This window comes from Bacillus kalamii, from assembly GCF_047238185.1.
GTDB lineage: Bacteria > Bacillota > Bacilli > Bacillales > DSM-1321 > Bacillus_AD.
Genome location: NZ_JBDFMI010000006.1, coordinates 1,100,911 through 1,125,757, shown reverse-complemented (window position 1 = coordinate 1,125,757; position 24,847 = coordinate 1,100,911). Strand labels below are relative to the sequence as shown.

The 24,847-nt window shown below is 40.5% G+C and carries 23 protein-coding genes and 1 riboswitch; of the genes, 5 read left to right on the top strand and 18 right to left on the bottom strand.

From position 1 onward, the window contains the following. Positions 1-190: 190 nt before the first annotated feature. Both ABC357_RS23345 and ABC357_RS23340 read right to left on the bottom strand, forming a co-directional pair. Entirely contained in the window at positions 191-967 is a 777-nt protein-coding gene (locus tag ABC357_RS23345) for a 3-hydroxybutyrate dehydrogenase (protein WP_412889896.1), read from the bottom strand. Positions 968-1,016: 49 nt separating this feature from the next. Then, the gene (locus ABC357_RS23340) at positions 1,017-2,303 is read right to left on the bottom strand and encodes a GntP family permease (protein WP_412889895.1); all 1,287 of its coding nucleotides are present in this window, start codon (positions 2,301-2,303) and stop codon (positions 1,017-1,019) included. A 392-nt stretch (positions 2,304-2,695) separates the two neighbouring features. Here ABC357_RS23340 and ABC357_RS23335 point away from each other — a divergent pair, with 392 nt between their 5' ends. Then, complete coding sequence (locus tag ABC357_RS23335; RefSeq protein ID WP_412889894.1) at positions 2,696-3,598, top strand: LysR family transcriptional regulator; 903 nt, start codon at positions 2,696-2,698, stop codon at positions 3,596-3,598. Positions 3,599-3,623: 25 nt separating this feature from the next. Here ABC357_RS23335 and ABC357_RS23330 read toward each other — a convergent pair whose 3' ends face one another. The 11 genes from ABC357_RS23330 to ABC357_RS23280 form a co-directional block, all read right to left on the bottom strand. Then, positions 3,624-3,854, bottom strand: a complete 231-nt coding sequence (locus ABC357_RS23330) for an excisionase family DNA-binding protein (RefSeq protein ID WP_412889893.1) — start codon at positions 3,852-3,854, stop codon at positions 3,624-3,626. Positions 3,855-3,953: 99 nt separating this feature from the next. After that, on the bottom strand, positions 3,954-4,157 hold the full coding sequence (locus tag ABC357_RS23325) for a hypothetical protein (protein WP_412889892.1): 204 nt from the start codon (positions 4,155-4,157) through the stop codon (positions 3,954-3,956). A gap of 80 nt (positions 4,158-4,237) precedes the next feature. After that, positions 4,238-4,867, bottom strand: coding sequence for a thiamine phosphate synthase (gene thiE, locus ABC357_RS23320; protein ID WP_412889891.1), 630 nt, complete (start codon positions 4,865-4,867; stop codon positions 4,238-4,240). Then, positions 4,860-5,528, bottom strand: a complete 669-nt coding sequence (tenA, locus tag ABC357_RS23315) for a thiaminase II (protein WP_412889890.1) — start codon at positions 5,526-5,528, stop codon at positions 4,860-4,862. Before tenA ends, thiE begins: the two co-directional genes overlap by 8 nt. Next, a complete protein-coding gene (gene thiM / locus ABC357_RS23310; protein WP_412889889.1) occupies positions 5,522-6,328 on the bottom strand; it encodes a hydroxyethylthiazole kinase in 807 nt (268 codons plus the stop codon). Before thiM ends, tenA begins: the two co-directional genes overlap by 7 nt. Next, positions 6,325-7,131 carry a bifunctional hydroxymethylpyrimidine kinase/phosphomethylpyrimidine kinase gene (gene thiD, locus ABC357_RS23305; RefSeq protein WP_412889888.1) on the bottom strand — a complete coding sequence of 269 codons (807 nt, stop codon included), beginning with the start codon at positions 7,129-7,131 and terminating at the stop codon, positions 6,325-6,327. The genes thiM and thiD overlap by 4 nt, the downstream gene beginning before the upstream one ends. A gap of 199 nt (positions 7,132-7,330) precedes the next feature. Next, positions 7,331-7,423, bottom strand: a riboswitch (TPP riboswitch). 66 nt (positions 7,424-7,489) lie between these two features. Further along, complete coding sequence (locus tag ABC357_RS23300; protein WP_412889887.1) at positions 7,490-7,999, bottom strand: hypothetical protein; 510 nt, start codon at positions 7,997-7,999, stop codon at positions 7,490-7,492. Next, on the bottom strand, positions 7,986-9,746 hold the full coding sequence (locus tag ABC357_RS23295; protein ID WP_412889886.1) for a sensor histidine kinase: 1,761 nt from the start codon (positions 9,744-9,746) through the stop codon (positions 7,986-7,988). Before ABC357_RS23295 ends, ABC357_RS23300 begins: the two co-directional genes overlap by 14 nt. Beyond that, the gene (locus ABC357_RS23290) at positions 9,743-10,423 is read right to left on the bottom strand and encodes a response regulator transcription factor (RefSeq protein ID WP_412889885.1); all 681 of its coding nucleotides are present in this window, start codon (positions 10,421-10,423) and stop codon (positions 9,743-9,745) included. The genes ABC357_RS23295 and ABC357_RS23290 overlap by 4 nt, the downstream gene beginning before the upstream one ends. A gap of 903 nt (positions 10,424-11,326) precedes the next feature. Next, positions 11,327-12,043 carry an SH3 domain-containing protein gene (locus ABC357_RS23285; protein WP_412889884.1) on the bottom strand — a complete coding sequence of 239 codons (717 nt, stop codon included), beginning with the start codon at positions 12,041-12,043 and terminating at the stop codon, positions 11,327-11,329. A 242-nt stretch (positions 12,044-12,285) separates the two neighbouring features. Beyond that, positions 12,286-12,993 carry a class I SAM-dependent methyltransferase gene (locus ABC357_RS23280; protein WP_412889883.1) on the bottom strand — a complete coding sequence of 236 codons (708 nt, stop codon included), beginning with the start codon at positions 12,991-12,993 and terminating at the stop codon, positions 12,286-12,288. Positions 12,994-13,364: 371 nt separating this feature from the next. On the opposite strand from ABC357_RS23280, the gene ABC357_RS23275 reads away from it, so the two are divergent. Then, positions 13,365-14,264, top strand: coding sequence for an AraC family transcriptional regulator (locus ABC357_RS23275; protein ID WP_412889882.1), 900 nt, complete (start codon positions 13,365-13,367; stop codon positions 14,262-14,264). A gap of 40 nt (positions 14,265-14,304) precedes the next feature. Here ABC357_RS23275 and ABC357_RS23270 read toward each other — a convergent pair whose 3' ends face one another. After that, positions 14,305-15,540, bottom strand: coding sequence for an MFS transporter (locus tag ABC357_RS23270; protein WP_412889881.1), 1,236 nt, complete (start codon positions 15,538-15,540; stop codon positions 14,305-14,307). Positions 15,541-15,737: 197 nt separating this feature from the next. Beyond that, complete coding sequence (locus ABC357_RS23265) at positions 15,738-17,171, bottom strand: basic amino acid/polyamine antiporter (RefSeq protein ID WP_412889880.1); 1,434 nt, start codon at positions 17,169-17,171, stop codon at positions 15,738-15,740. Positions 17,172-18,186: 1,015 nt separating this feature from the next. Between ABC357_RS23265 and ABC357_RS23260 the strand changes: the two genes are divergently transcribed. From ABC357_RS23260 to ABC357_RS23250, 3 genes are all read left to right on the top strand, one after another. Beyond that, complete coding sequence (locus ABC357_RS23260) at positions 18,187-18,918, top strand: ABC transporter ATP-binding protein (protein ID WP_412889879.1); 732 nt, start codon at positions 18,187-18,189, stop codon at positions 18,916-18,918. After that, entirely contained in the window at positions 18,915-19,979 is a 1,065-nt protein-coding gene (locus ABC357_RS23255; RefSeq protein ID WP_412889878.1) for an ABC transporter permease, read from the top strand. The genes ABC357_RS23260 and ABC357_RS23255 overlap by 4 nt, the downstream gene beginning before the upstream one ends. Positions 19,980-20,046: 67 nt before the next feature. Beyond that, positions 20,047-20,673 (top strand): TetR/AcrR family transcriptional regulator, encoded by a 627-nt coding sequence (locus ABC357_RS23250; protein WP_412890111.1) that lies wholly within the window; start codon positions 20,047-20,049, stop codon positions 20,671-20,673. A gap of 187 nt (positions 20,674-20,860) precedes the next feature. Here ABC357_RS23250 and ABC357_RS23245 read toward each other — a convergent pair whose 3' ends face one another. From ABC357_RS23245 to ABC357_RS23235, 3 genes are all read right to left on the bottom strand, one after another. After that, on the bottom strand, positions 20,861-21,766 hold the full coding sequence (locus tag ABC357_RS23245) for a LysR family transcriptional regulator (protein WP_412889877.1): 906 nt from the start codon (positions 21,764-21,766) through the stop codon (positions 20,861-20,863). Between the two features lie 253 nt (positions 21,767-22,019). Next, on the bottom strand, positions 22,020-24,023 hold the full coding sequence (locus tag ABC357_RS23240) for an ABC transporter permease (protein ID WP_412889876.1): 2,004 nt from the start codon (positions 24,021-24,023) through the stop codon (positions 22,020-22,022). Next, on the bottom strand, positions 24,013-24,780 hold the full coding sequence (locus tag ABC357_RS23235) for an ABC transporter ATP-binding protein (RefSeq protein ID WP_412889875.1): 768 nt from the start codon (positions 24,778-24,780) through the stop codon (positions 24,013-24,015). The genes ABC357_RS23240 and ABC357_RS23235 overlap by 11 nt, the downstream gene beginning before the upstream one ends. Positions 24,781-24,847: the final 67 nt, after the last annotated feature.

Genomic DNA, 24,847 nt, shown 5'->3' with positions numbered 1-24,847 from the left:
TTGTACATCTTCCTGCTCGATTGAGTCCTTTTTCTTGAGTAAGAAGCTTTTTTATATACTCTCTACTTAAACAATAGGGTGCATCCGTGAAACAAAGAGAGCGGTTAGCAACTAGGCTGACGAACAAATCCTATACATAAAAAGCTGCCGAAAAACCGGCAGCCTGAACCTTTCTTAATCTATACCAGCATTATTGAGCTGTATATCCTCCATCTATAACAACGGCTTGTCCTGTGACACTTCTAGCTTTATCGCTTGCTAGGAACAAAGCATAATCCGCGATTTCGCTAACGCTCAATAATTTTTTCTGCGGCACTAATGGCAGAAGGACCTCTGCCAATACATCCTCAACCGGGACATTGCGTGTCTTGGCCAAATCAGCCATTTGGCCGCGCACAAGAGGTGTATCGACATATCCAGGGCATAGGGCATTGACAGTGATTCCGTGCTCGGCCCCCTCTAAGGCAGCTACTTTTGTTAAACCGATAACGCCATGCTTTGCACTATTATAAGCGGCTTTTCCGGCAAATCCTACTAAACCATTAATAGAAGCAATATTTATTATTCTGCCGAATCCTTGTTCTTTCATGATTGGGAATACCGTTTTTGTCAAAATAAAAGGTGCAATCAGCATGATGCGATGCATTAGCTCAAATTTGGCTGTTGGGAATTCTTCCAACGGCGATACATACTGCAAGCCGGCATTATTGATGACAATATCCACTGATCCATATGTTTCTTTCGCTATTTTGACCAACTGTTGAAGATCTTCCTCTTTTGTTACATCCGCTTTAACCCCTATTGATTGATATCCTTGGTTTTCAAGCGAAAGTGCAGATTCTTTGACCATTTCTTCATTAATATCGGAAAGGACCACCTTCGCCCCGTTTACAGCAAAATGTTTTCCAATTTCAAAACCGATTCCCCGTGCAGACCCTGTAATAATAACCACTTTGTTTTCAACCATGATAGCATTCCTCCACTTTTTCTGTTTGTTTTTCTATACCCTTTTGTCCTTAAACCAATCCGACAGCACCCATTATGATACCGACAACCATAGCGATCGTCGGGATCAAGAAAGCCACGACAAACACATCTTTATAAGTTTCTTTATGGGTCATGCCTGTAACAGCCAATAATGTTAAGAGAGCACCATTATTCGGAAAGATGGATGCTCCCGAGGCAACCGCAGCCATTCGGTGGAAAGCGTCCGGGCTGATGCCCGTCGACTGGGACATGTGATAAAACGTGTCCCCCAAAGCAGTAAGCGTAATTCCCATCCCTCCTGAAGCGGAACCTGTGATAATCGACATGACTTGGACGGCAAAAGATTCTGCGACCAACGGATTGCTTGAGATATGAAGCAGCCAGGATGTAATATGCTCAAACGCCGGCACTACGGCAATGACCGCCCCAAAGCCAACAGCTGCACTCGTATTAAGAATGGCCATCACAGAGCCTTTCGCTCCTTCATTGATAGAAAAAACAAATTTTTTATAGTCTTTCAGATTAATAATCATGATGCTTAACACACCAAGCAATAAAGCAAAAATCGGCTCTAGCTTTAAGACGTTCAGTAACACGACAACGACAATGAGCGGAATTAACGAGATAATCCAATTAGGCACCTTTTCATCCGCCGTTGAATGGTCTGCTTCCGTATGTTTCGGCTCTGTAAACACTTCACCCTTGGAAGTCAGCATCCGCTGCCTGAAAGCAAGCCAAAAATAGCCCCCTACAGCCATAATAAGAGTCGTTACAATACCTATGATCAAACCTGAAGCAGGTGTCGTATGAAAATAATCCATCGGTATCAAATTCTGTATCTGCGCTGTCCCCGGCATCGATGTCATCGTAAATGTAAATGCACCGAGCGCAAAGGTCGGGACAAGCAGTTTTCTTGAGACGTTCGCTTCCCTAAATAATTCCAGGGCTATCGGATAAATGGCAAATACAACGACAAACAAACTCACACCACCATAGGTTAATAAAGCGGAAGCAATGAGCACCCCTAAAATTGCCCTCTTCTTGCCGATTAATCTAGTAACCTGGCGGGCAACCGATTTAGCCGCCCCTGTTTCTTCCATAAGTTTTCCGAAAACAGCCCCCAGCAAGAATATAGGGAACCATTTTTGGACAAATCCGACCAACCCTTCCATATAAGTCCCTGTATACGTATCAAATACATTGAGGCCGCTCATCAATGCAACCACTCCGGCCACAACAGGCGCTACCCAAATAATGGACCAACCTAAATAAGCAAGAGCCATAAGTAAAATTAAACCTACAAGAATGCTAATCAAGCAATCTCACCCCTTCCCTGTGATTTCCTTTCTCCTGCCAAAAAAGCCTTTTCATTTTTGGCTCCCTCCATGTTCTCTTACTTCTCATCTGCTATAATCCGTTGTTTAGGATAATCGTATATCGTTTCCATTCAGCTCCATAAAATTATTCAAATAGCATTTTCACCCTTAAAAATCCATATCTGCACAATAGACAACATTACGATTAATCACACATATTACATTATTAACCATTATCCCAAAAGAATTGCGCCCTGTTTCAGCTAGGATTTTTTAATATATGGATATAACAAATGTTAGTAACATAATGAAGTTTACAACCAGATGGCCTATAAGTAAAATGAATATTAAGAATACTATTCATGCGAAAAACGAATAAATAGGAGGTATCCATGGAATTAAGAGATATTACATCATTTATGGAAGTAGCCAGCCATAAAAGCTTCACAAAAGCTGCGGCACATTCCTATGTAACCCAGCCATCCTTGAGCAAGGCAGTTAAAAAATTAGAGGAGGAACTTCAAGTAACACTATTTGACCGTTCAACCAGGCACCTTCAGCTAACGGACGCGGGTAGGATTGTTTTTCGCCAGGGTCAAAAGGCGGCACAGGCCCTTGCTGAACTGAATGTTCTGTTGGATGATCTTCGGGATATCGCTGCCGGTGAAATTAAGATTGGCATTCCACCTTTGATCGGCACGCTATTTTTTCCGGAAATCGCCCATCGGTTCCATGCTAAATACCCGAAGGTTACACTTGAACTGGTTGAAAGGGGAGCTAAAGTGATCGGCCAATATGTCGAACATGGAGAGATAGACTTGGGAATAGTTGTATTGCCGGCAAATGAGGACGTATTCAATACCTATCCTTTTATTCAAGACGAATTTGTTTTGTACATCCATGAAAACCATCACTTGGCACAGCAAGAAATAGTGCCTTTGAAACAATTAAAGGATGAAAGATTCATTTTATTCTCAGAAGATTTCACCTTGCATGACTATGTCATACATGCATGTGAAAAAAGCGGATTTATCCCTGAAATCTCGTACCGGAGCTCCCAGTGGGATTTAATCATTGAGCTGGTTGCTTCAAACCTCGGCATCACTCTGTTGCCCCGTTCCATCTACCAGAAACAAAATAATGAAAATGTCAAAATCATTTCGATAGGGGAGCCTGCACTCCCATGGACGCTTGGGATTATCACAAAAAAGGGCGCCTATCAGTCCTTCGCTTTAAGAGAATTGCTGAAAATGCTGACTCAGGTTGATTTTCACAAAAATCCTAATGACGAATAAAATGCGCAAAAAAAGGATGAAAACATTAGTCTTCATCCTTAATATCCATATCTTCCGGTATAGGTTCACTTTGAATCTCATCGATTAAATATTGGTATTTCTCCAGTTGTTCAAAATGCGTCTTAAATTGGTTTTTGTAAATTAAATGCTGTTCGCCATCGTAAAGCGTCCTGATTTTATTATTCAGAATGAGCTGCTCCACATAAGTCGGCGAAACGGATAAGTATTCCGCTGCTTCCTTCACCGTCAAGTACATTTCTCCACTCCTTTTCCTATGTATTCGGCCATTTGGACATCTATACAGATTATAAACGTTCCTGCCTATCAAAACACGAAAAATGACAACCTGCGGCTGTCATTTTTCAGTTCTTTGTTTTCTTCTGCTCTCTGCCTTTGCCTTTACCCGGTTTCTTTCCATCATGAATAAACCTATTACGCCTATCAGAAAACCCGCAGTCTGGATGTAATTCAAATAAGGCGTTTGCTCATTCAATAAAAAGGTAGAAACCAATGAGAGAGCTATTCCGCTGATCAATAAGGCAATTCCTGCTTTAATCAAAGTCTTCATCCTATCACGTTCAGAATACTATCCATTATAGCCAGTACTCAGCATAATTAGAGAAAGAAAATATTAGCAAATTACGGAATAACCCATTTTTCTGCCTCTGCTTGTATATCCTCAGCCCCTAAAATAGCTGAAATAACAGCATAACCCTCTACTTTTATTCCAGAAAAAAAAGCTCTATTATCAAGCGTCAATCCACCAATCAAAACGATTGGAACAGACACTGCCTCCCTTATTTTCTGTAACGTTCCTATTGTTACACGTATTGCATCTTTCTTACGTTCAGTGCTGAACATCGCTCCCACGCCCACATAGTCAGCCCCTTCCCTTTCCGCATCAACCGCTTGCTGTACCGTTTGGACGGAAACACCTATATAGGCTCCTTCCCCCATCAAACAACGGGCATCGGCAAGCGGGACATCCTTTTGGCCGATATGGACGCCATCCGCACCCGAGAGTAGAGCAATATCAATACGGTCATTGACAAAAAACAAGGCTCCGTATGTTTGCGTCAGTTCTCTGAGCTCCTTCGCTTTCTCGAGGAATTCCGATGCAGTGCAATCCTTTTCACGCAATTGAATAGCTTTCACTCCACCTTCGAGCACATGCCTCATAGAAGGCATGAACCCCTTCTCCTTCAATAATTCTGTATCGGAAACAACATAAACGCCTAGTTTACTCTCTAATAATTTTCTTCTACTCAAACTTAACAGCCTCATTCATATAAGCATTATCCCAAAAACGAAGCTCGTATAAACTGGATGTCCTAAATATGGCTGATAATTTTTCTGCTTCTTCTTCCGTACAGTTGGCGATAAGCCGGTTTGTATACTCCAGCCAATCCCGGCAAATGCCGGCATAGCCGTTATCCGAATAAGCTGCAATCCATTCTTTATATATAGTACCCTCAGCATCCTCTTGATTTTTAACCATATGCATCCCGATTTCATAATAACTCCACACACAGGGAAGCATGGCAACGGCCAATTGCTTCAGGTCTCCAGTCAGTGCAATCCCTTTCATATGATTGGTATACGCTTCAGTCACTTCATCGGCCCGTTCTTTTTCCAGATCTTCAATGATATGCCCCATGCTCCGAAGATACTCGATGTGCACGCCACTTTCCACATTGAGGAGATTACTGATTCCGTTATGAAAAAAACGCATCTCTTCCAAAGTGGATGATTTTACCATACATTGCGCAAAAACTTTGGCATACTCCTTCAAGTATAGGTAGTCCTGAATCAAATAGTGTTCGAACTTCCCTCTATCCAGCTTTCCTGTTCTCATCTCTTCAACAAAAGGATGGACCAAATAGGCTTGCCAAATCTCTTTGCTAACATCGTATAATTCATCGGTTACCATTCTTTCCACTCCACCTTCCCTTTTTGGCCTATCACTTCTGGAACCAGACGATACATTTCATCCATCAATTTGACTCTAAATGTACCAGTTCCCGATCCATCCCGGTCAGCTAGTTCACCGCATAAGGACATGGCCAGAACTCCCGCTGAAGCACCCATCAAATAATCATCGGCAACGGCTGAACAGCTTGCTATTAAGCTTGCTGTCATACAGCCGGTTCCCGTCACCGCCTTTAATGCCGGAGTTCCGTTTTTTACTAAAGCTACTCTTGAATAATCGCCAATGATATCCTCTTTACCAGTCGCTGCAATGACTGTACGGAGAGATGAAGCAAGCTTCATTAATTCTTTGGCATCCATTTTGCCGCTCTCATCTGCATCCACCCCTTTTCCCTCAGCCTGCATGCCTGATAATGCCTGAATCTCAGCCATATTGCCTTTTATGACGGCAAATTGGATTTCTTGAAGCAGCTTTTCAGTAAAATTCATCCTTTCTTTTGAAGCAAAAACGCCAACAGGATCAAGAATGATAGGTTTTCCAAATGCATTTGCAGCCTTTCCCGCTTCAAAAAACAGCGGAAGCCTGGCTGTATTCATAGTGCCGATATTGATGACAACTGCATCCGCAATATCCATAATATCCTCCAATTCCGCATCGTTATAGCTCATCAGGGGACTTGCACCGCAGGCTAATGTGATATTGGCACAATCATTGATAGTGACTTCGTTCGTATAATGGACGATTAACGGCCTTTGTTTTTTTACTCGCTGAAACAGTGAACTGAGTTCATGTACAATCATTTAAAATGCTCCTCCCATTGGTAAAAATGATGGACAGGGCCAATTCCGCCGCCAATTTGGAAGCTGTGTCCGATTGCTTCAGTCACATAACGCTTGCTTAACTCGACAGCTTCCTCCATCTGAAAGCCTAAGGCAAGGTGGGCCGCAATGGCGGAAGAAAGCGTGCAGCCAGTCCCATGTGTATTGGGTTTGCCGATCCGTTCAGATTGGAATACACGCACAGAATCTTTACTTACAAGAATATCTTTCGCTGCGCCTGATAAATGCCCTCCCTTTACCAAAACCATCGACGGACCTGACATTAGGATTTTTCTGGCTGCCTTCTCCATGTCTCCCAAGCTATGAATCTTCATTCCTGATAGCACTTCCGCTTCCGGAATATTAGGCGTAACTAGGTCGGCAAGGGGAAGGAGCACTTCCGTTAATGCACATTCCGCATCCAAGGACAGTAAGTGATAGCCGCTTTTCGAAACCATGACCGGATCGACCACCAGATTCCTAATAGGGTACTTTTCCAAAACGGCAGCGACCGATTCAATGATCGCAGCGCTGGAAACCATCCCTATTTTAATTGATTCAGGAAATATATCATCCATCACCATTTTCACCTGTTCTGCCACTAATTGAGGGGACACATCCTCCACCAACGAAACGCCTTTAGTATTTTGGGCTGTGATTGCCGTAATGACACTCATTCCGTAAACCCCAAGCGCCGAGCATGTCTTTACATCAGCCTGTATGCCTGCGCCTCCTGATGAATCAGAACCTGCAATCGATAGAACGGCTTTTCGGTAATTCCGCAATTCAAGAACCTCCTGTTCCAATGAATAAGATGGAAAAGAATAACGAAGCTGAAGCACCTTACCAGGCTGGAAGAACAATAGAATGGAATAGATAGCCATGTATTTTTGATTATACTGAAAACGGACGATTCACAGCCTATAAAAAAAGCCATCTTCCGATAAAAAGGAAAATGGCTTCTATCTTTTAATATACGCAAATAAAAGGTAGTTTTCGCTTTCCTACGCTGGCATGATCCAGATCAGGTAATAAGGGTAAAGTCTCAGCCCGTTACAGGCACCCCTAGCAACATATTCATTTCTATTATTTACCGTAACGCTTATTGGTGCAAATTGTCAAGGGATAATCTGTAGATACCCTTCACTTCAATGTGATGGCATGCTTCCATATCAGGATTTTACCTTGATCATTTTTGAAAGTGAATTGCACCTCTCCCTTGTCTCCTTTCTCTTTTTCATCATAGAAAAAACCGGAAAATTGTCTGTCGCCGGAAAAATAAAAACCGTTGTCTCCTGTTCTTCCATTTTCAACAGCCTCATCGAATGTATTGCTTACAGGATGCTTGCCTTTCCAGGCCATATTATACAATCTATAGCCTTCAGGCGCTTTTTTAACACTAAAATAAAAATGATTGGGAGGTTCGATCTGTGTTTGATCAATGATCATGAACAATTGATTACTGGTCGAAGAGTTTTCCTTGTCCGGTGATGATTGACCGCTCTCGCTTTTTTCTTCCGTATCTATTTTTTCCTCCGGTTGCACTCTGTTTACCTTCTCGGATTTATTATGTTGGCCAGGCGTTTCGCAGGCTCCAAGCGCACATACTGCAAGAATGGATACCGCTGCCAGTAAAGTTTTAATTCGGTTCATCGCTCATAACATCCCCTTTCTCTAAATAAAAGTAAAACCTAACCCCATTTTCTATGTTGATCACCCCGTAATCACAGCCATGGAGCTGCAGTATTTGGCTGACAATAGCCAAGCCCAGGCCGGTTCCCCCAATTTTACGGTCCCTCGAAGGATCAATCCGGTAAAATTGATCCCATATCCGATCCAGCCTATTTTCGGGAATTGCATTTCCTCTATTTTCGATTTGGATTTCTATTTGCCCACCGTGGTCGATGACCATCATTTTGATTGCCGTATTCGGCGATGCATGCCTGATTGCATTACTGAGAATATTAATGAACACTTGGCTTATTTTTTTCTCATCGGCATAAACGGCAAGAGTACCTGCCGATTGGCAGTCAATGTACAATTTTCTCTCTTCCAGTTCAACCCCAAAGAGATCAATTACATCATCAAGAAGACCAGCCAGCAAAAACGATTGGCAATCCAGCTTCATAACATTTGCTTCATACTTCGATAATTGGAGCAGGTCCAATACCATTTCGTCCATCCGCTCGACTTCATGGAGAATATGGTTCAAATAGCGTTCCTTTTTTTTCTCTGCAATGCCATCCTGCAGCCCTTCCGTAAAACCTCGGATAATACCTAAAGGTGTTTTCAATTCGTGGGAAACATTAGCTGTGAATTCTTTGCGCAATTGTTCGGTTTGCTGCTTTCTTAAAATATCCAGCTGAAGCTGTTCATTTGCTGCCTTCAATTCGCCAAGCGTCGTTTTCAACTGATTGGCCATGCTTTGCATGCTTTCTGATAATTCGCCTATCTCATCCTTTTTTCTCTTCGGCATATGCACATCGAAATCCAGATTGGCCAAATGCCCTGCCACTTTATTTAACGATACAAGCGGCCTTGCCACCATTTTTGAATAGAAGTAACTGAGCAGGAACAAGACGATGACCCCTGCCCCTGCAAGATAAATATAATACTGCTTCATTGTTTCAATCGCTTCGTCAACAGGTTGTATGGAAGTATAAGCCATTACATATTGCGGTGACCCATCAGGCAACGAAAGCGGCAAAAGAACGACTACATAATGGATGCCGCTGACATTATCCTGCCATTCGACCTGCACTTTCTCCCCTTTATCCAACTCCTTTATCCTTTCTTTCTTAGCCGAGATCGAGAGCAGGATATTGCTTGATAAACTATCCTGATAATAGGAATTGAAGGACTGGTTTTTAGGCAAGTTCAATTCCACAACCGTTCCCTCTGTCCGGGATAAGCCCTCCGGCAACTCGGCCGTATTCCCATCATCCAATTGCACCTGTACAGGGTCCATCACTTTATCTTGCTCATCCATATAAAAGCCGTCCGCTATAATCTTATCCCCAGCTTTCAGCCTGTTTGGGATCCGGTCAAGGCTCATGCCCTCCTCAGTCAGGATCAGCAGCTTTATTTCACCTTCCGTTCTTATCTTTATACGATAGGGGTTTATCGGATAGACGCTTGGGATATCCCTTACCACATTGAAAGTGGCATTATTCTTTTCCATGAATTGCCCGGCATATGCAGCCATGACCTCTTCATTGCCTGGGGCCCGCGCAATCCCTTTTTTGGCCTCCCGCAATTGTTTCTCCAGCTCACTCCCTTTATGGTAAATATAAAATTTTTCAAAAAAGAGCGTCTGGGAGAATAATAGGATGCCAAAAAAAGAGACAAGTACAATAAATGTAAGAATCGAGAGCTTCCAAACAATGCTGATGCTTTTCATTCTCCCGCCTCAAACTTATATCCCAATCGTATTACAGTCACAATCCGTTTACTTTCCTGCCCAAGCTTAGCCCGAAGCTTTTTAATATGTGTATCAACCGTCCTTGCATCACCGAAAAAATCCATTCCCCAAACGGCATCCAAAAGCATATCCCGCGTCATAACCATGTCTTTATGTTTAATTAAATATAAAAGAACATCATATTCTTTAGGCGATAAATCGATTCTCTCGCCTCCTACAGTCACAATATGAGATTTATGATTGACTGCCAAGCCACCAAATTTCATGGCAGGTTTTTCGGCGCTCACAATCCCATCCCGCCTTTTCATTAATGCATGCGCCTTTGCCAAAAGAACGCGGGGACTGAACGGCTTCGTCATATAGTCATCCACACCCATTTCAAATCCCAGCAATTTATCATCTTCTTCACCGCGCGCTGTAAGCATAATGACTGGGACATCCGACATTTGCCTAATTCTCCTGCAAACTGTCCATCCATCCAATTCCGGAAGCATGACATCAAGCAGCACCAGATCAACCGGCTGTAAGGGAAATAACCTGAGGGCCTCCCTCCCAGTTTCTGCCTCGTAAATATTCCATCCCGCTTCCTCAAAATAGTCGCCGATAATCTCTCTTACTAACGCCTCATCCTCTACAATCAACACATTATAATTCACTGGCAACCTCCAAGAAGAACATAAAAACTTCCATCCTATTATAGCAACGAAAGGAAATAAAACCATTATTTATCATTTACCGCCATTGTAGAATAAAGATGTGAATTTCATGTGTTCATACTCCAAAAGCGGAAAGCGCCTGGTTATCCCCGACAAGCTTAAGACGGGGTGCTGACAAAGGCCGCCCTTCGCCTTTGACAGCGGCACGGCTTAAGACCTCGAGGGGATGGCGCTTGCAGCTGGATGAAACAAAAGCGGAAAGCGCCTGTTTACCCCCGACAAGCTTAAGTCGGGGTGCTGACAAAGGCTGCTCTTCGCCTTTGATAGTGCCATGGCTTAAGACCTCGAGGGGGTGGCGCTTGCAGCTGGATGAGAACAAAAGCGGAAGGGGCCGTTTTGCCACGTATGAACTGGACCCCTCATTCTTGAGATATAGGAAACACGAAAAGCGCAGCGATTCAATGTTGACTTATCGTAGAAGATGAGGGGGAAGTTCACTAGTGGCTGGTCCCTGCAGCTGGATGAAACAAAAGCGGAAGGGGCCTGTTTACCCCCGACAAGCTTAAGTCGGGGTGCTGACAAAGGCTGCTCTTTGCCTTTGATAGTGCCATGGCTTAAGACCTCGAGGGGGTGGCGCTTGCAGCTGGATGAGAACAAAAGCGGAAGGGGCCGTTTTGCCACGTATGAACTGGACCCCTCATTCTTGAGATATAGGAAACACGAAAAGCGCAGCGATTCAATGTTGACTTATCGTAGAAGATGGTGGGGAAGTTCACTAGTGGCTGGTCCCTGCAGCTGGATGAAACAAAAGCGGAAAGCGCCTGCTTATCCCCGACAAGCTTAATACAAGCTCTGCTTAAAGGTGAGAATTTTATAAAAAAAATACGGACCTATTAGGCCCGCTTATAGATTAAAACTGACATTATACACTTTCCAATCTGAATTTGGTTTTTTGATCATATACAGGTTCTTCCAATGCGGAAGATAGAGGGCGTTCTCTGGATTATATTGAGAGACCTTCAAATAATCTGTGCCTTCTTTCGTATAATAGGTGGCGACCGGTTCTTTTTTGGACACTTTCAAGTACCAATCGAATGGTTCAATGTAGAAGTCCGTAGAATCTTTTTCGTTTTTCCCATAGATGATATTCCCTTTTTTATCCTTCCCTACAGCCATACGGGTAAGAGCCATATATTTATCGATATATTCTTTTGTAAACCCTGGATCCATTGCTTTGCGAATCTGATTTTCCGTCCATTTTTTATCCATAATGCCTGCTTGAAGATTCGTTACGCGATCAGTGATTTTTTTAACTGTGGCCAATGATACCTTTTGGTAAAAGCGAATATGTTTGCTTGATACATATGCTTTTTTCTTCTGGTACATAAATTCTGCCCAACCGGATTTAGTCTGTTTTATCACTTGAATCTTTTGTCCATTCTTTAGCTTTCCGATCGTCTTAGCGTTAGTGCTTGGTACACTTTTGACCAGTGCGGATGGCACATCGACTACACCTTCTTTAGTGATGGCCGCCTTGCTGCTCACGGTCGGAAAGATGGATGCCGCCACTAGCAATAGAAATAATCCAAACAAAACACCCCAATACCATTTTTGTTTCATCAGTTTCCCCCCATACATTTACTATCGCAAATATACAGGGCCTCTGTGAATACTGTGTGACCTTCATGTGTTTCCACAGCGTATTTTTGGATGGTTGAAAGATCTATCAGAAAATACGTATATACGATTGTGCTTTTCTATATCCAGGCAGCCATTGGTCTGGATTGGCCCTGCAAGTAAAGCCGAATGGTCTTCAACCTTTAAAGAGGCCCCACAATGGATGACCGCGCGTTATCATGCATCTATTTTTTTGCGAACAACGCAGTCCATAGGCCGTCAACGCCAAACATGGACGGATTATTACCGACATCTTTCATTGGCTTCATTTCTACAACCTCCAGAAACGAAAATATATCCTTTAATGAAGCTTCCGTATACCCCATTCCTCCCTGCATACTGTATTGTCGATACACATCCCAATCACTTTGAGAGGAACCCCCATAAGTCCCGTCGACCATAAAGCATACAAGGCCAAAATGTCCGCCCGGAGCCAAAGCCTTATTGATTAATTCCATATAATTCCCCCGTCTATGCGGTGGAATGTGATGAAAGCAACCAGAATCGTATACCAGGCCATATTGTTTCTCAATAATCTCCGTACCAAAGATGTTTTCACAATAGAACGCAACTAAAGATTCTTTTTTTCCTGCCCTAGCTTTTGCCCAAGCAATTGCTTCCTCCGAAGAATCGATGGCATCCACCTTGCAGCCCTGTTCTTCCAGAAAAAAAGCATTTCTGCCTGGGCCGCATCCCAACTCTAGCGAGGAACATGGCAAGATTATGCCTCTTTCAAAATAACTCTTTAGATTTTCATCCGGTGCATCTTTAAAAAAAGGGACATTTCTTTCCCGATTGCCATAAAAAGCATCCCACTGGAACGTTGCTTTTTCCTTAAGCAATGCATCCAGCATATTCAAAACATCTTCTTCATTCCTAATGATTTCCCGCAAACAAATCCCGCCTTTATCTAAAAATTGTATACTTATGTTTGTTCGCTGAAAGTGACGGATCTCCTTTTTGGCTATATTAGGTACTAAAACAGCTGCACTTCTATAAGAAAAATGTCTGGATAGAGATGCCTTACAGGGAGAATGCCTGCCTTTAGGAGATACTCTAAGTGCTTAATATGCCTGGGGATAACTTATTCCGAGAGCGTTTGTGGCGCCCTTTTGAAGTGTCATAGCAATGGGTGTTTGAGAAGAAAATAAGTTTCGACAATTTTTGTGGATGCTGATCTTTTACTTGGCAACTATGCATCCTCTTAAATATTTTGGTTATATATGGTAACATCTAGTTATCTATTCATTTTTGCGGAGGAAATATGCAGCCTATATCGACTATACAATCATCCATAGATTACATCGAACAGCATTTAAAGGAGCGCCTTACTGCCCATGAATTAGCTGCAATGGCCGGCTACTCCACCTATCATTTCTATACATTATTCAATCATTATACGGGCAGTCCGGTCATGGACTATATCAACAAAAGGAGATTGCAGCATGCTTTATGGGAAATTCGGCAAGGGAAAAAAATAATAGATGCTGCTTTTGAATACGGCTTTGAGACACATGCCGGCTTTACGAAAGCTTTCAAGCGCTGTTTTGGCAGCCCTCCAAGCTTATATAGCCTGCATTGTCCGCGTTCGCTGCCCCCAAAACCGAATCTATCCAAATTACTGTCTAAAAAAGTCGGAGGAACTCTTTTACAGCCTAAAATGATTAAAAGCGAAACAGTTTTTGCAATAGGATATGAATTTATCTTTCAAGAAAAAGAGATTTTATTTACTAGGGATGCGCCCGCTTTTTGGTCAAAAGAAGGATTGGACGATGGTCATGTGGAGGCAAAACTCTATGAAATTCTATCTCCCATCAAGCACGGTGAATACTGCATTAATATTCGCAAAAATAAAAACCAATTCGTTTATTTATTTGCCCTGTCCTGCGAAGCTGAAGAGGCTATTCCGGATGGCATGAAAGCACTGACATTGCCTCCGGCTGACTATGCAGTATTCAAGACGCCGTTGGTTCCCCCTTCCGAATTTACAGCAAGCATCACAGGTACATGGAATTACATACTTGAAGAATGGCTTCCTTCTTCTGGATATGAAGTGGATGAGCGACATTATGACTTCGAGCTCTATGATGAGCTATGCCATTCATGGGTATATGATAAAGTATGCATGTACATCTATTTACCTCTTTTAGCAAAAGAGGTATAACAATGTGAAGAATCCTCCTTTATCTCATGTTATACCTCTGTCAGCCGGTTTTTTTCATTGCTTTATAGTATAGAAGTAAAGCAGGCAATAGAATGGCCGCGCTGGCTGTATAGGCAATAGCTATGGAAGACCGTACAGCTATTCCCCCAATAACAGGCCCTCCAGCAATTTGGCCGATTGCATCAACCTGCCCACGGACTGAAAAAAAGGTGGCACGAGTAGTTGATTGACCAATAATACTGTTCAACCAAATGTCTTCAAGAGGAGACATAATGCTTCTTGCCACAAAAATAGAGCAATAGAAAAACAGGAGCAAAACTGCCTTATCACTCCATGCAAAACCTACTAAAGAAAGAATAATGATGGCCGAACAAAGCATCAACATTTTATATAATTGAGACCTGTGCCGAAAGAGAGCATATCCATCAAAAAAACGCAAAAGCCAAAACGAGGCAAGAGCCACACAAAACTGGATGCCTCCAATCAGTAATATCGAATAATCATGGTTCAACTGCTGTAATAGAGGATTTTGCAGGAGACGCGAAATCCATAAACGATCAAATGCTTCACTAAAAAAGCCAAAGCAAATGGTTATGGCCAGTAATAATTTCATAAGGGCGCTTGATCGGCAAAAAGAGATAATATGCTTTACTGTCTCTTTTGCATATTCCCTTATTGAATGGATAGTACAACTTTGCCCTTCAAAATGGTTTTCCCGCATAAAGAAAATCAATAATATTGATAGGAAGATCATTCCGATCCCCCCATATAGAATAGGAAGGTTTAGACTCGCAAATCCAAATAGAATACTGGCTGGAATGGCCAAAAATTTGGCTGCGTTCTCTTTTCGCGCCCCTTTTACAAATACGGCTGAAGCTTTATCACTCCCTATCTCATCTGCTAACCATGCTTGGGTTGCACCACTCGTAAATGTATAACCGATCCCCCAAAGAAATTGTGAAACGAGCACTGCAGTAAACTCAGGAACCGCCCCCTCCATAATAAATCCACATCCAATCAAAGAATAACCAATTATGATCGATTTTTTCCGGCTTATTCTGTCAGCCATTATTCCCGTAGGCAGTTCGAACAGCAAAACCGTGAGTTCCAAAACGCTTCCTACCAGAACCAACTGAAATGGATTCAATTGGACAATCGTAACTTGATAAAGTAAGTTCACGGTAAATACACTGGTGAAGAAGAACTGTGACCAAAACTGAAGCTGAAGATAAACTCTGTCTGCATGGCCATTCACTGATAAATCGGTTTTTCTCATAATATATCCCCCCTCTTTCATCATAAAAGGAGGATATCAAAGATGCTTTTCCATTTTTGGGATATAGTAAAAAACCTTCCCTATTTGACAGAAGATAAGGAAGGTTTTATAAAAGTGAATCTATTGCTCTATATAAATCATTTGTCTGTTCCATTTGAAAAATCTATATAGCCATCTCCGTTGAACCCTTTATCCGCTTACAATGAAATCACGCCGGTAGCCAAAAGGATAATCATCACAATACCGATGATGGAAACAATGGCAATCCCCAATTTTTCTCCTCCGGTAATCGGTTTATTATTTTCTTTCTTCGCTTTAATGAAGGCAAACATTCCGATTGCATAGAGGATAAATGATGCACCAAGGAACACAAGGCCGACAGCGAAAATGACATAAATTGAGTAAATGACCGCGATTGCAGAAATGATTAATTTTCCTGTGCTTAATTTGTCTTCTCTGCAGACTTTAAAGGCATATAGAGAAGACAGCAGATATGGAATCAAGATACAAGTTGTTGCTAATAACAATAATGTGTTATACATGTTTTGAAGCTTATCGGACAATAGCACTAAGAAGAATACTTGTACAATTCCGTTTGTGATATATAAAGCACCGGTAGGTACGCCTTTTGAATTTTCTTTAGCAAACATTTTAGGCAAGATACCTTCTTTAGCAGCCACATATGGAAGTTGTGCTGCAATCATTACCCATGTCAACAAGGCACCCAATAAGGATACAAGAATACCAACCTTAACGATGACAGCACCGGCACCGCCAATAACAGTTGCACCCAATACTTCTGCAAGTGGCGTACCTGCTTGAGCAAGCTGGTCTGCTGGAATAACCCCCATGGCGATAACAGAAATTCCAATGTAGATCAATAAAGTAATAACAATACTGAATACTGTTGCTTTTCCGACAATTTTGGCTGATTCTGCTTTTTCAGCAAGGACAACAGAAGCTTCAACACCAATGAAGCACCATAGAATGACACCCATCGCAGCGCCAATTTGTGAGCCAATAGATGTAGCAGATAATGATGAATCTGCGGCACTTGCCAAAGTATTTTGCCAATTGTCCACAGCAAAGATGGAAGGATCAAAGACAAAGATTCCAAGAATAATAACCAATGCAAGAGGCAATAGCTTTGCAATTGTTACAATAAAGTTGATGATACCTACGCTTTTCGCTCCTCTTGTTTGTAGCCAAACGACAAACCATAGAATGGCAGATGCCAATAAGAAGGCTACAATCGGTTTAAGTTGATGTTCAGGTCCCAATAAACTATTTGTTGTTTTAATGATTAATGTAAAGAAGGCTACATTTCCGAACCATCCACTAACCCAATATCCCCAAGTGGATAAGAATCCCATGAAATCCCCGAAACCTGCTCTGGCATATGAGTAAATACCGCCTTTAAGATCTGGCCGTGTCTCTGCAAGAAGCTTGAATATCAATGCAAGGAAGATAACCCCTGCCCCACCGATTACCCAAGCCATCAATGTAGGTATCGGATTGGCCACCGAAATTAAATCCGTCGGACTGTTGAATACTCCTCCACCAATCATGGATCCAACCCCAACAGCTACTAAAAGACCAAGCCCCATTTTTTTCTCAGCTTTTTCAGCCATGTCAATCACCGCTTTCTGATAATTTCAATTCTAGTAATAGTACAGACATGTAAAGGTTTGATATCGAACAGGTATTGCAAGTCGTGCGTTTTATCCTCTGCTTATGGAATAGAGCAATCCATTTCACAAAATAATAGAATAATATCAATAATCTTGATGGCCTTTTTAGGCCGGAATTGCAAATTAACACTATATGTGTGATGTTATTCACATAAATGCATGGCTAGAGATGCCAACCAAATTTTTTGCAGGCCTCGCATTTACCATTTATGTTTGTACTGTTGTATACAACGATCTTCCAGACAAGAGGATGTACCTTTAGATAATCTATTCTTTCATTAAAGGATTTCCTTTTTCCTCCTTTCCTTTATACATTTATTATAAGTTTCCACATGCTAGTTGATTTTCCTAACTGTAATACTCAATATTCATAAAAAGAATAGGAAGGATTTTCTAAACACGAATAAACACATAGAGAAAACCTTTGTTAACTAATTGATCAATAAAAAACTCCATAAGTGTTGCTACTAATTAGTACAACTCTTATGGAGAAACAGAAAACAGTTACACATAAAAATAAGCATACTGGAGGAAAAAAGGTTAAAAAATATGCAAAAACATAAATAATTATTCATAATCATTAGTTATTCACGTTTTTACTTCTTCACTTCTTCACGCTGACCTTTTTTATTTCAGCCTATCCATAACCCTTTCTACATATTGGAATTACTTCTTGGACAAACACAATCGGTTGAAAAATTCCTATATGTTCATTTCTTCACCAATAATGCTACCTCTTTGGGGCTCCTTAACATTTCCTATCTGTAATAACCTATATTCGAAAAAGGAATAGGCGCCTCAAACGAATCAGGTGTGCGGAATTATGAATGATGAGTGCGTAAGCTTTCCAACCTTAAAGTGAGTAGTTACTTACTTTAATATTGAAAAATGTTTAACGTAGAATTATACTAAAAGTAAGTGATTAAACACTCACTTTTAGAAGGGAGACTAAACAATGAGCGAAATAAACACTATTCAGGTTCGGGAAGTAACTAAACGTTTCGGCAAAAAAGTAGTCTTAAAAGATATCAACTTTGATATTAAAGAAGGTCGTATCTATGGTTTTATTGGACCTTCAGGAGCTGGAAAAACTACGCTTGTTAAGATGATCGTTGGAATGGATACCCCTGATAAAGGTGCTATCTATTTATTAGGCGAAAAAATGCCTAATTTACGAATCTTACAGCAGATTGGATATATGGCCCAATCGGATGCCCTATATACAGCTCTTACCGGCAAGGAAAATCTTATGTTTTTCGCATCGCTATTTCAATTAAATAAAACTGAAAAACGGAAACGCATTGAATACGCTGCTGACTTAGTCAACCTAACTGAGGACCTCAATAAAAGAGTGTCAGCTTACTCAGGAGGCATGAAACGCCGATTATCCCTAGCAATTGCTTTAATTCAAAACCCTCAAGTTCTAATATTGGATGAACCTACAGTAGGAATAGATCCTGAATTAAGATTAAGTATATGGAATGAACTGTTACGGTTGAAAAATGAGGAAGGAAAAACCATTATTGTAACGACTCACGTAATGGATGAAGCAGAAAAGTGCGATTACATTGCAATGGTTAGAGATGGTTCATTTATAGCAACTGGCACTCCGCTCCAATTAAAAGAACAGTATGAAGTGAATAGCTTGGATGAAGTATTCTTAGATGCGGGGAGGAAAGCACATTGAGAACAATAGCGCTTATTAAACGAATTTTATTGCAGATTTTTAGAGATAAACGAACATTGGCTCTTCTCTTTGTGGCTCCGTTATTAGTATTAACGCTAATGAACCTGGTCTTTAATGGAAATGCCGTTGACCCTATTTTGGGAGTTGCTAATGGCAATCAGCAACTCATTGCAAAACTAAAAGAGGCAGATATTGTAGTAAAAGAATATAGCAAGGTTTCAAATGTGAATGAAACTATATTAGATAAACATTTAGATGGCTTTTTACAAATTGAAGGCGAATCATCTATAATAACGTTACTTAATGACGATCCTTCAATAGCGAAAAGCTTGGAGATGAAAGTAAAGCAGATTTATAATAAAGAAATGCAATTAAAACTGATGGGAACAAACGGAGTACCGAGTGAACTTCCATCACAAGAATCAGTGAAAACCAACTATGTTTACGGCAGCAGTGATACAGAGCTATTTGATACCTTTAGTCCTATTTTAGTAGGGTTCTTTGTCTTCTTTTTCGTTTTCTTAATCTCTGGCATTGGGCTATTAAATGAAAGAACAACTGGAACACTAGAGCGTTTATTAGCAACACCGATTAAAAGAGGAGAAATTGTCACAGGCTATCTTGTTGGCTACGGTTTATTGGCATTGATACAGACCATTATTATTGTTTTGTTTGCGGTCAATGTGCTGGATATGGTTTTAGTCGGTTCTATTTGGAATGTTATTTTAATTAATATCATCGTTGCTCTTGTAGCTTTGTCACTTGGCATATTGTTATCTTCTTTCGCCAGTTCAGAATTCCAGATGGTCCAGTTCATTCCGCTCATAATTGTGCCGCAAATATTCTTTTCAGGTATTTTCTCTATAGATGGAATGGCGGATTGGCTACAAGTATTTGCAAATTTTATGCCGCTGTATTATGCAGCAAATGCGTTAAAAGGTGTCATGTACGAGGGTTTACATTTATCTGACATTAGTAGTGACTTATATATCTTGTTGGCTTTTGCAGCAGTATTTATCGTCTTGAATTTGTTTGCTCTGAAAAAATATCGTAAGCTATAATACGGAAGCGATATAGCTTTAAGCAAAGATGGTGAATCAAATGGCAAATAATAATCTATTGGATGAAATGGCTGAAATACTTAAAAAATCCAATAAACAAACGGTTAAACAAAAGAAAATTATTGAGGTGGCGATTGCTACTTTTGCGGAAAAAGGATATTCCAATACTTCAACATCTGAAATAGCCAAAAAAGCAGGCGTAGCAGAAGGAACCATTTTTAAGCATTATGGAACGAAGGAAAATTTATTGTTATCTATAATGGTGCCTTTCCTAAAAGACTTTTTTCCTGCGATGGCAGATGAACTCATAGGAGAACTGATGAATGATGAGTGTTCATTTGAAGAGTTTTTGAGAGCTCTTTTAACAAACCGTGTTACCTTTCTCTCAGAAAACAGAGAAATATTTCAGGTATTCATAAAGGAAATGTTTTATAAAGAGGAACTTAAAAACGAATTCCTTCCCTATGTATTAAAAGTGGGATCTTATCGTCTAATAAAAGTGATTGAGGCATTTAAACAACGTGGTGACATTAAAGACATACCAAACGAATCCATTTTAAAAATGGTAAGCACTGTAATATGTGGATTCTTTATTTCTAACTTTGTATTGTTAAATAAACAGTCCATAAGCGAAAAGGAAATAGAAGAAGTCGTATCGTTTATACTAAACGGGCTAGGGCAGCCTTCGCAATAAAAGACTTGTTTGAACCTTATGATTGGATACATTTTAGCAATCAGATATATGAATTTGAAAGGGGAACCCAGGCAAATGAGGTTCCCCTTTGTTGTATAGAAATCAACATTTAACATGGATCAGAGCCAAAACTGTAGACCGCCACCCATAACGGATGTTTTTTTTGCTTATGCCGCCATTCTCCTTATCAATTAACTATTTTTTTCATTTTTTGCTTCTCTGCCCTCTGTTTGTTCATGTGCCAGGAATCAATGAATGAATGATAAAAGCTTTCTAATAGCGGATTTGATAGATTGCTGGTCAACGTGAAGAATTTAACAGGAACATTTTTAGAGTACGTATCCAGGATCGTTAGTTCACCACGGTCAACTTCATCCTGTATTCTTCCTGTCCCAACAATCCCGATATATGATCCGGTTAAAACCCCTTCTTTAACGGTTTCATCACTGCTGCAGTGGATCATTTTCGGAAATGTGAGACCTTGCTTTAAAAAGCCATAATAGAAGTGGTTTGCTTTTTTATCCAATAAAACAGGATACTTCTCAATACAGTTTTCTTTATAGGATGGATCTTTAGCTATTTTACTTGAAGCGAATAAAACAAGATCCTCATTTTCAAGCGAATAGTGAGTGAATTCCGATGCCATTGGCTTACCGACGCTGATTCCAAAATCGCATTCATGATGGTTCACCAGCGTCAATGAATTATCGCAGCTGGCGCCTATAATCTCGAAAGTGACTTCAGGATGCTTCCGTTGGAACTCTCTTATGTTGGGAAGGTAATAATAATATCCATAAAAATCCAAACCGCATAATCTGATTGTTTGGCTATTTGTATTAAAATCTTTTATTTCTTCATTAAGCGTATACATTTCATTTAAAATATTTTTTGTGTGCTGGAAAAAGAGCTCGCCTATTTTTGTCAGCTTCTTCTTATTTCCCTCAGTTACAAATAAAGGGGACCCAATTTCATTCTCCAATATCTTCAGATGCTTCGTAATGGTCGGCTGTGAATAATTTAAGCGCATAGCGGAACGGGTTAAATTCAATTCCTCAGCTACTATTTGGAAAGTCTGCAAGTGTCTTAGCTCCAACTGTATCCCTCCTCGATTAATCGATGAACTATATCCCTGATTGTACGGAGCTCGCCGTGGCTGGTGTGTCAACTATTGCCTCTATTGTCTTCCCTGACTCTATTATATATTGGTTTAAGAGCAGATATCCTTTCAAAAACCAAATATATTTTAACATACTACCAATTTTAATAATTCTAACATAGTGAACAATAGGTGAATTGCTTTTATCCAAAAAAGGCCGCCACTGTTTCAGCGGCGGCCCTTCCTCCCTTTATTTGACTATGTTTTTATATCCTGTATATGTGGCAAGGAAATAACCGCCGTATACAATAATAAGAATCAATCCTGTTATTAAAGAGGGAATTAACACGCTTGATTCCCCGAAAAGAACAATAAGCTGGTTCACTACCTGAATGCCAAAAACAGAGTGCACGATAGCAAGAGCCAGAGGCATCATGAAATAAATGAAGATCTGCCAAAAAATCGATCGATTGATGCTTTTTTTGGTGACGCCTATTTTTTTCAGCATTCGATATCTTTCCAGATTATCACTTGCTTCGGACAATTGTTGGAGGGCAAGGATAGCCGCACTTGAAATCAAGAAGACAATCCCTAAATAGATGCCTAAGAAAACAAATGTGGTTGCAGCTCCGACTTTCGTTTCATAAACCATCGTTTTGCTCCAGCTTTGCAAAAATAGATCATATTTGCCGGGATCCGCTTGTCTGCCCGTGAACTTATCTGCGAGATCATATAGCATTTGGTCATGTTTTTCTTTGTTGCCTTTATATTGTATATCTATCGCAGAAAGATATGTTTTCATAGATGTAAGCGCATTGTCAGGAAGAACAACTGTCAATGTATCAAACGGTTGAAAATCGGTCATCATTGAAAACATAGTCACTGCTTCAGGCACTTCATATTCCTTTCCGTTAACGGAAACTTTTTCAATATCATTTGCGAACCGGTTAATAGTTGGTTCCAAGCCTGTTACATTGGAAATCAGGATCATTCCGCCTGGTTTTAAAGCTTCCGGTTTAACTCCTTGAAGTTCGGCAACCCTTTTATAATCGGAATAAGAAACGGCATTGATTGGTTGCTTATAAGAATCGTTGATAAATTTTTCGGATTTCTTATCCTTATATGGAGTGAGCCATTTATTTAACGTTTCTTCTGTATGATATACCGTTATACTGTGATGATCTCCGAGTGTATTTGGATCAACGTTCATTTTCACCAAAGCTTCGTCGATTGATAAAGGTTCTTGGCTGTTGTAATACTTATAAATGGTCGCATCGAATGGTGTCGATTTTTCCAAATCGCCTTCCATGCTGTTCTTCATGCTGAATCCAGTCGATAATACACCGATTGTAAAGAAAAGCATTAAGCAAATAATCGTCATGGAGACAAAAGTTGTATTCACCTTACTGTTGATCTGGCGCAATATGAACATGTTCACATCCTTGAAATAGATGTTTTTGTTATTCTTCACCATGGTTAATAAAAAACCAGATAAAGACATAAAAAACAGGAATGTACCGGCTGCTCCCATACCTACACACGCCCAAGTCAACGACATACTCTCTATTATTCCATATTTCAACATAAGCGAATAAGCAACGCCCAATAAAAGGACCGACAGAAGAAACAACACAACTGACGTTGATGTCTTTCTGATTTTCAACGTTTGGTTTTTACGGCTGGCCGTCAACAGGTCTATCAATTTATACTTGGAGATAATGAACGAATTGAAAACCATAACACAGATAAAGATCAATCCGAAATATAGGATCGTTTTCACCATCGCATCGCTTGAAAAGATAAATTGAAATTTAGTGATATTCACTTCAAATAATGAAGCTGTCAATACAGACAATCCCTGTGAAAGGGCAATTCCGAACAGCAGTCCAGTCACTAAAGATATCATGCCGACAAATAAGGTCTCTACAACGAGGACTCTGGATATTTTATATTTCCCCATCCCAAGCGACATATATAAACCAAGCTCTTTTTTTCGCCGTTTAATCAGAAAGTTATTGGCGAATATAATCAGAAAACCAAGGACAATAGAAACAAAAACGGAAATGCCGGAAATCAATTGTGTCAACGTGCCGATGATTTCAGTCTGATTAGCGCTTAAATCCATCATAGCCTTTTGATCGGAGAGAGAATTAAAACTATAAAAAATGCATACAGCAAAAGTCAGCGTCAAAAAGTAAATAAAATAATCCTTGAAGCTTCTCTTCACATTACGCGCAGATAATTTAAAGAACATTGTTTGTGTCGCCTCCCAGAAGAGTAACAACTTCCAAAATTCGATTAAAGAATGCCTTGCGTGTATCGTTCCCTCTAATCAGCTCGTTGAATATCTTCCCATCTTTAATGAATAGAATTCTCTTTGCATAGCTTGCTGTAAATGCATCATGGGTAACCATTAGAATGGTTGCACTCAATTCTTCATTCAATTTTTCAAATGAATCCAGAAGCAGACGGGACGATTTGGAATCCAATGCACCCGTGGGTTCATCCGCTAAAATAAGGGCCGGATTTGTAACAATGGCTCGGGCAGAAGCAACTCTTTGTTTTTGCCCCCCTGACATTTCGTACGGAAACTTGTTAAGCACAGCCGAGATTTCCAGTTTGGCAGCCACTTCTTCCACCCTTCTCTGGATTTCGCTTGGTTTACAGCCTTGTATCGTCAATGCGATAGCGATATTCTCAAATGCAGTCAGCGTATCCAACAGATTAAAATCCTGGAAAATAAAGCCCAATTCATCCCTGCGGAATTTATCCAGCTTCTTCCCTTTCAGCTTAGTCACATCCAATCCGTCAATTTCAATACGGCCGGTCGTAATCGTATCAATGGTAGAGATACAATTCAACAATGTGGTTTTACCGCTTCCAGACGGCCCCATAATTCCGACGAACTCCCCTTCTTCTACTTCAAAACTTATAGAATCAATAGCTTTGGAAACATTCCCCTTATTGCCATAGTATTTTTCAATTTGGTCTACCTTAAGAATCGTTCGCATCCTGATCGATCTCCTTTATCATTCCTAATTGATTCTAGTGTACCCCATGCCCCAAATTCCACATATC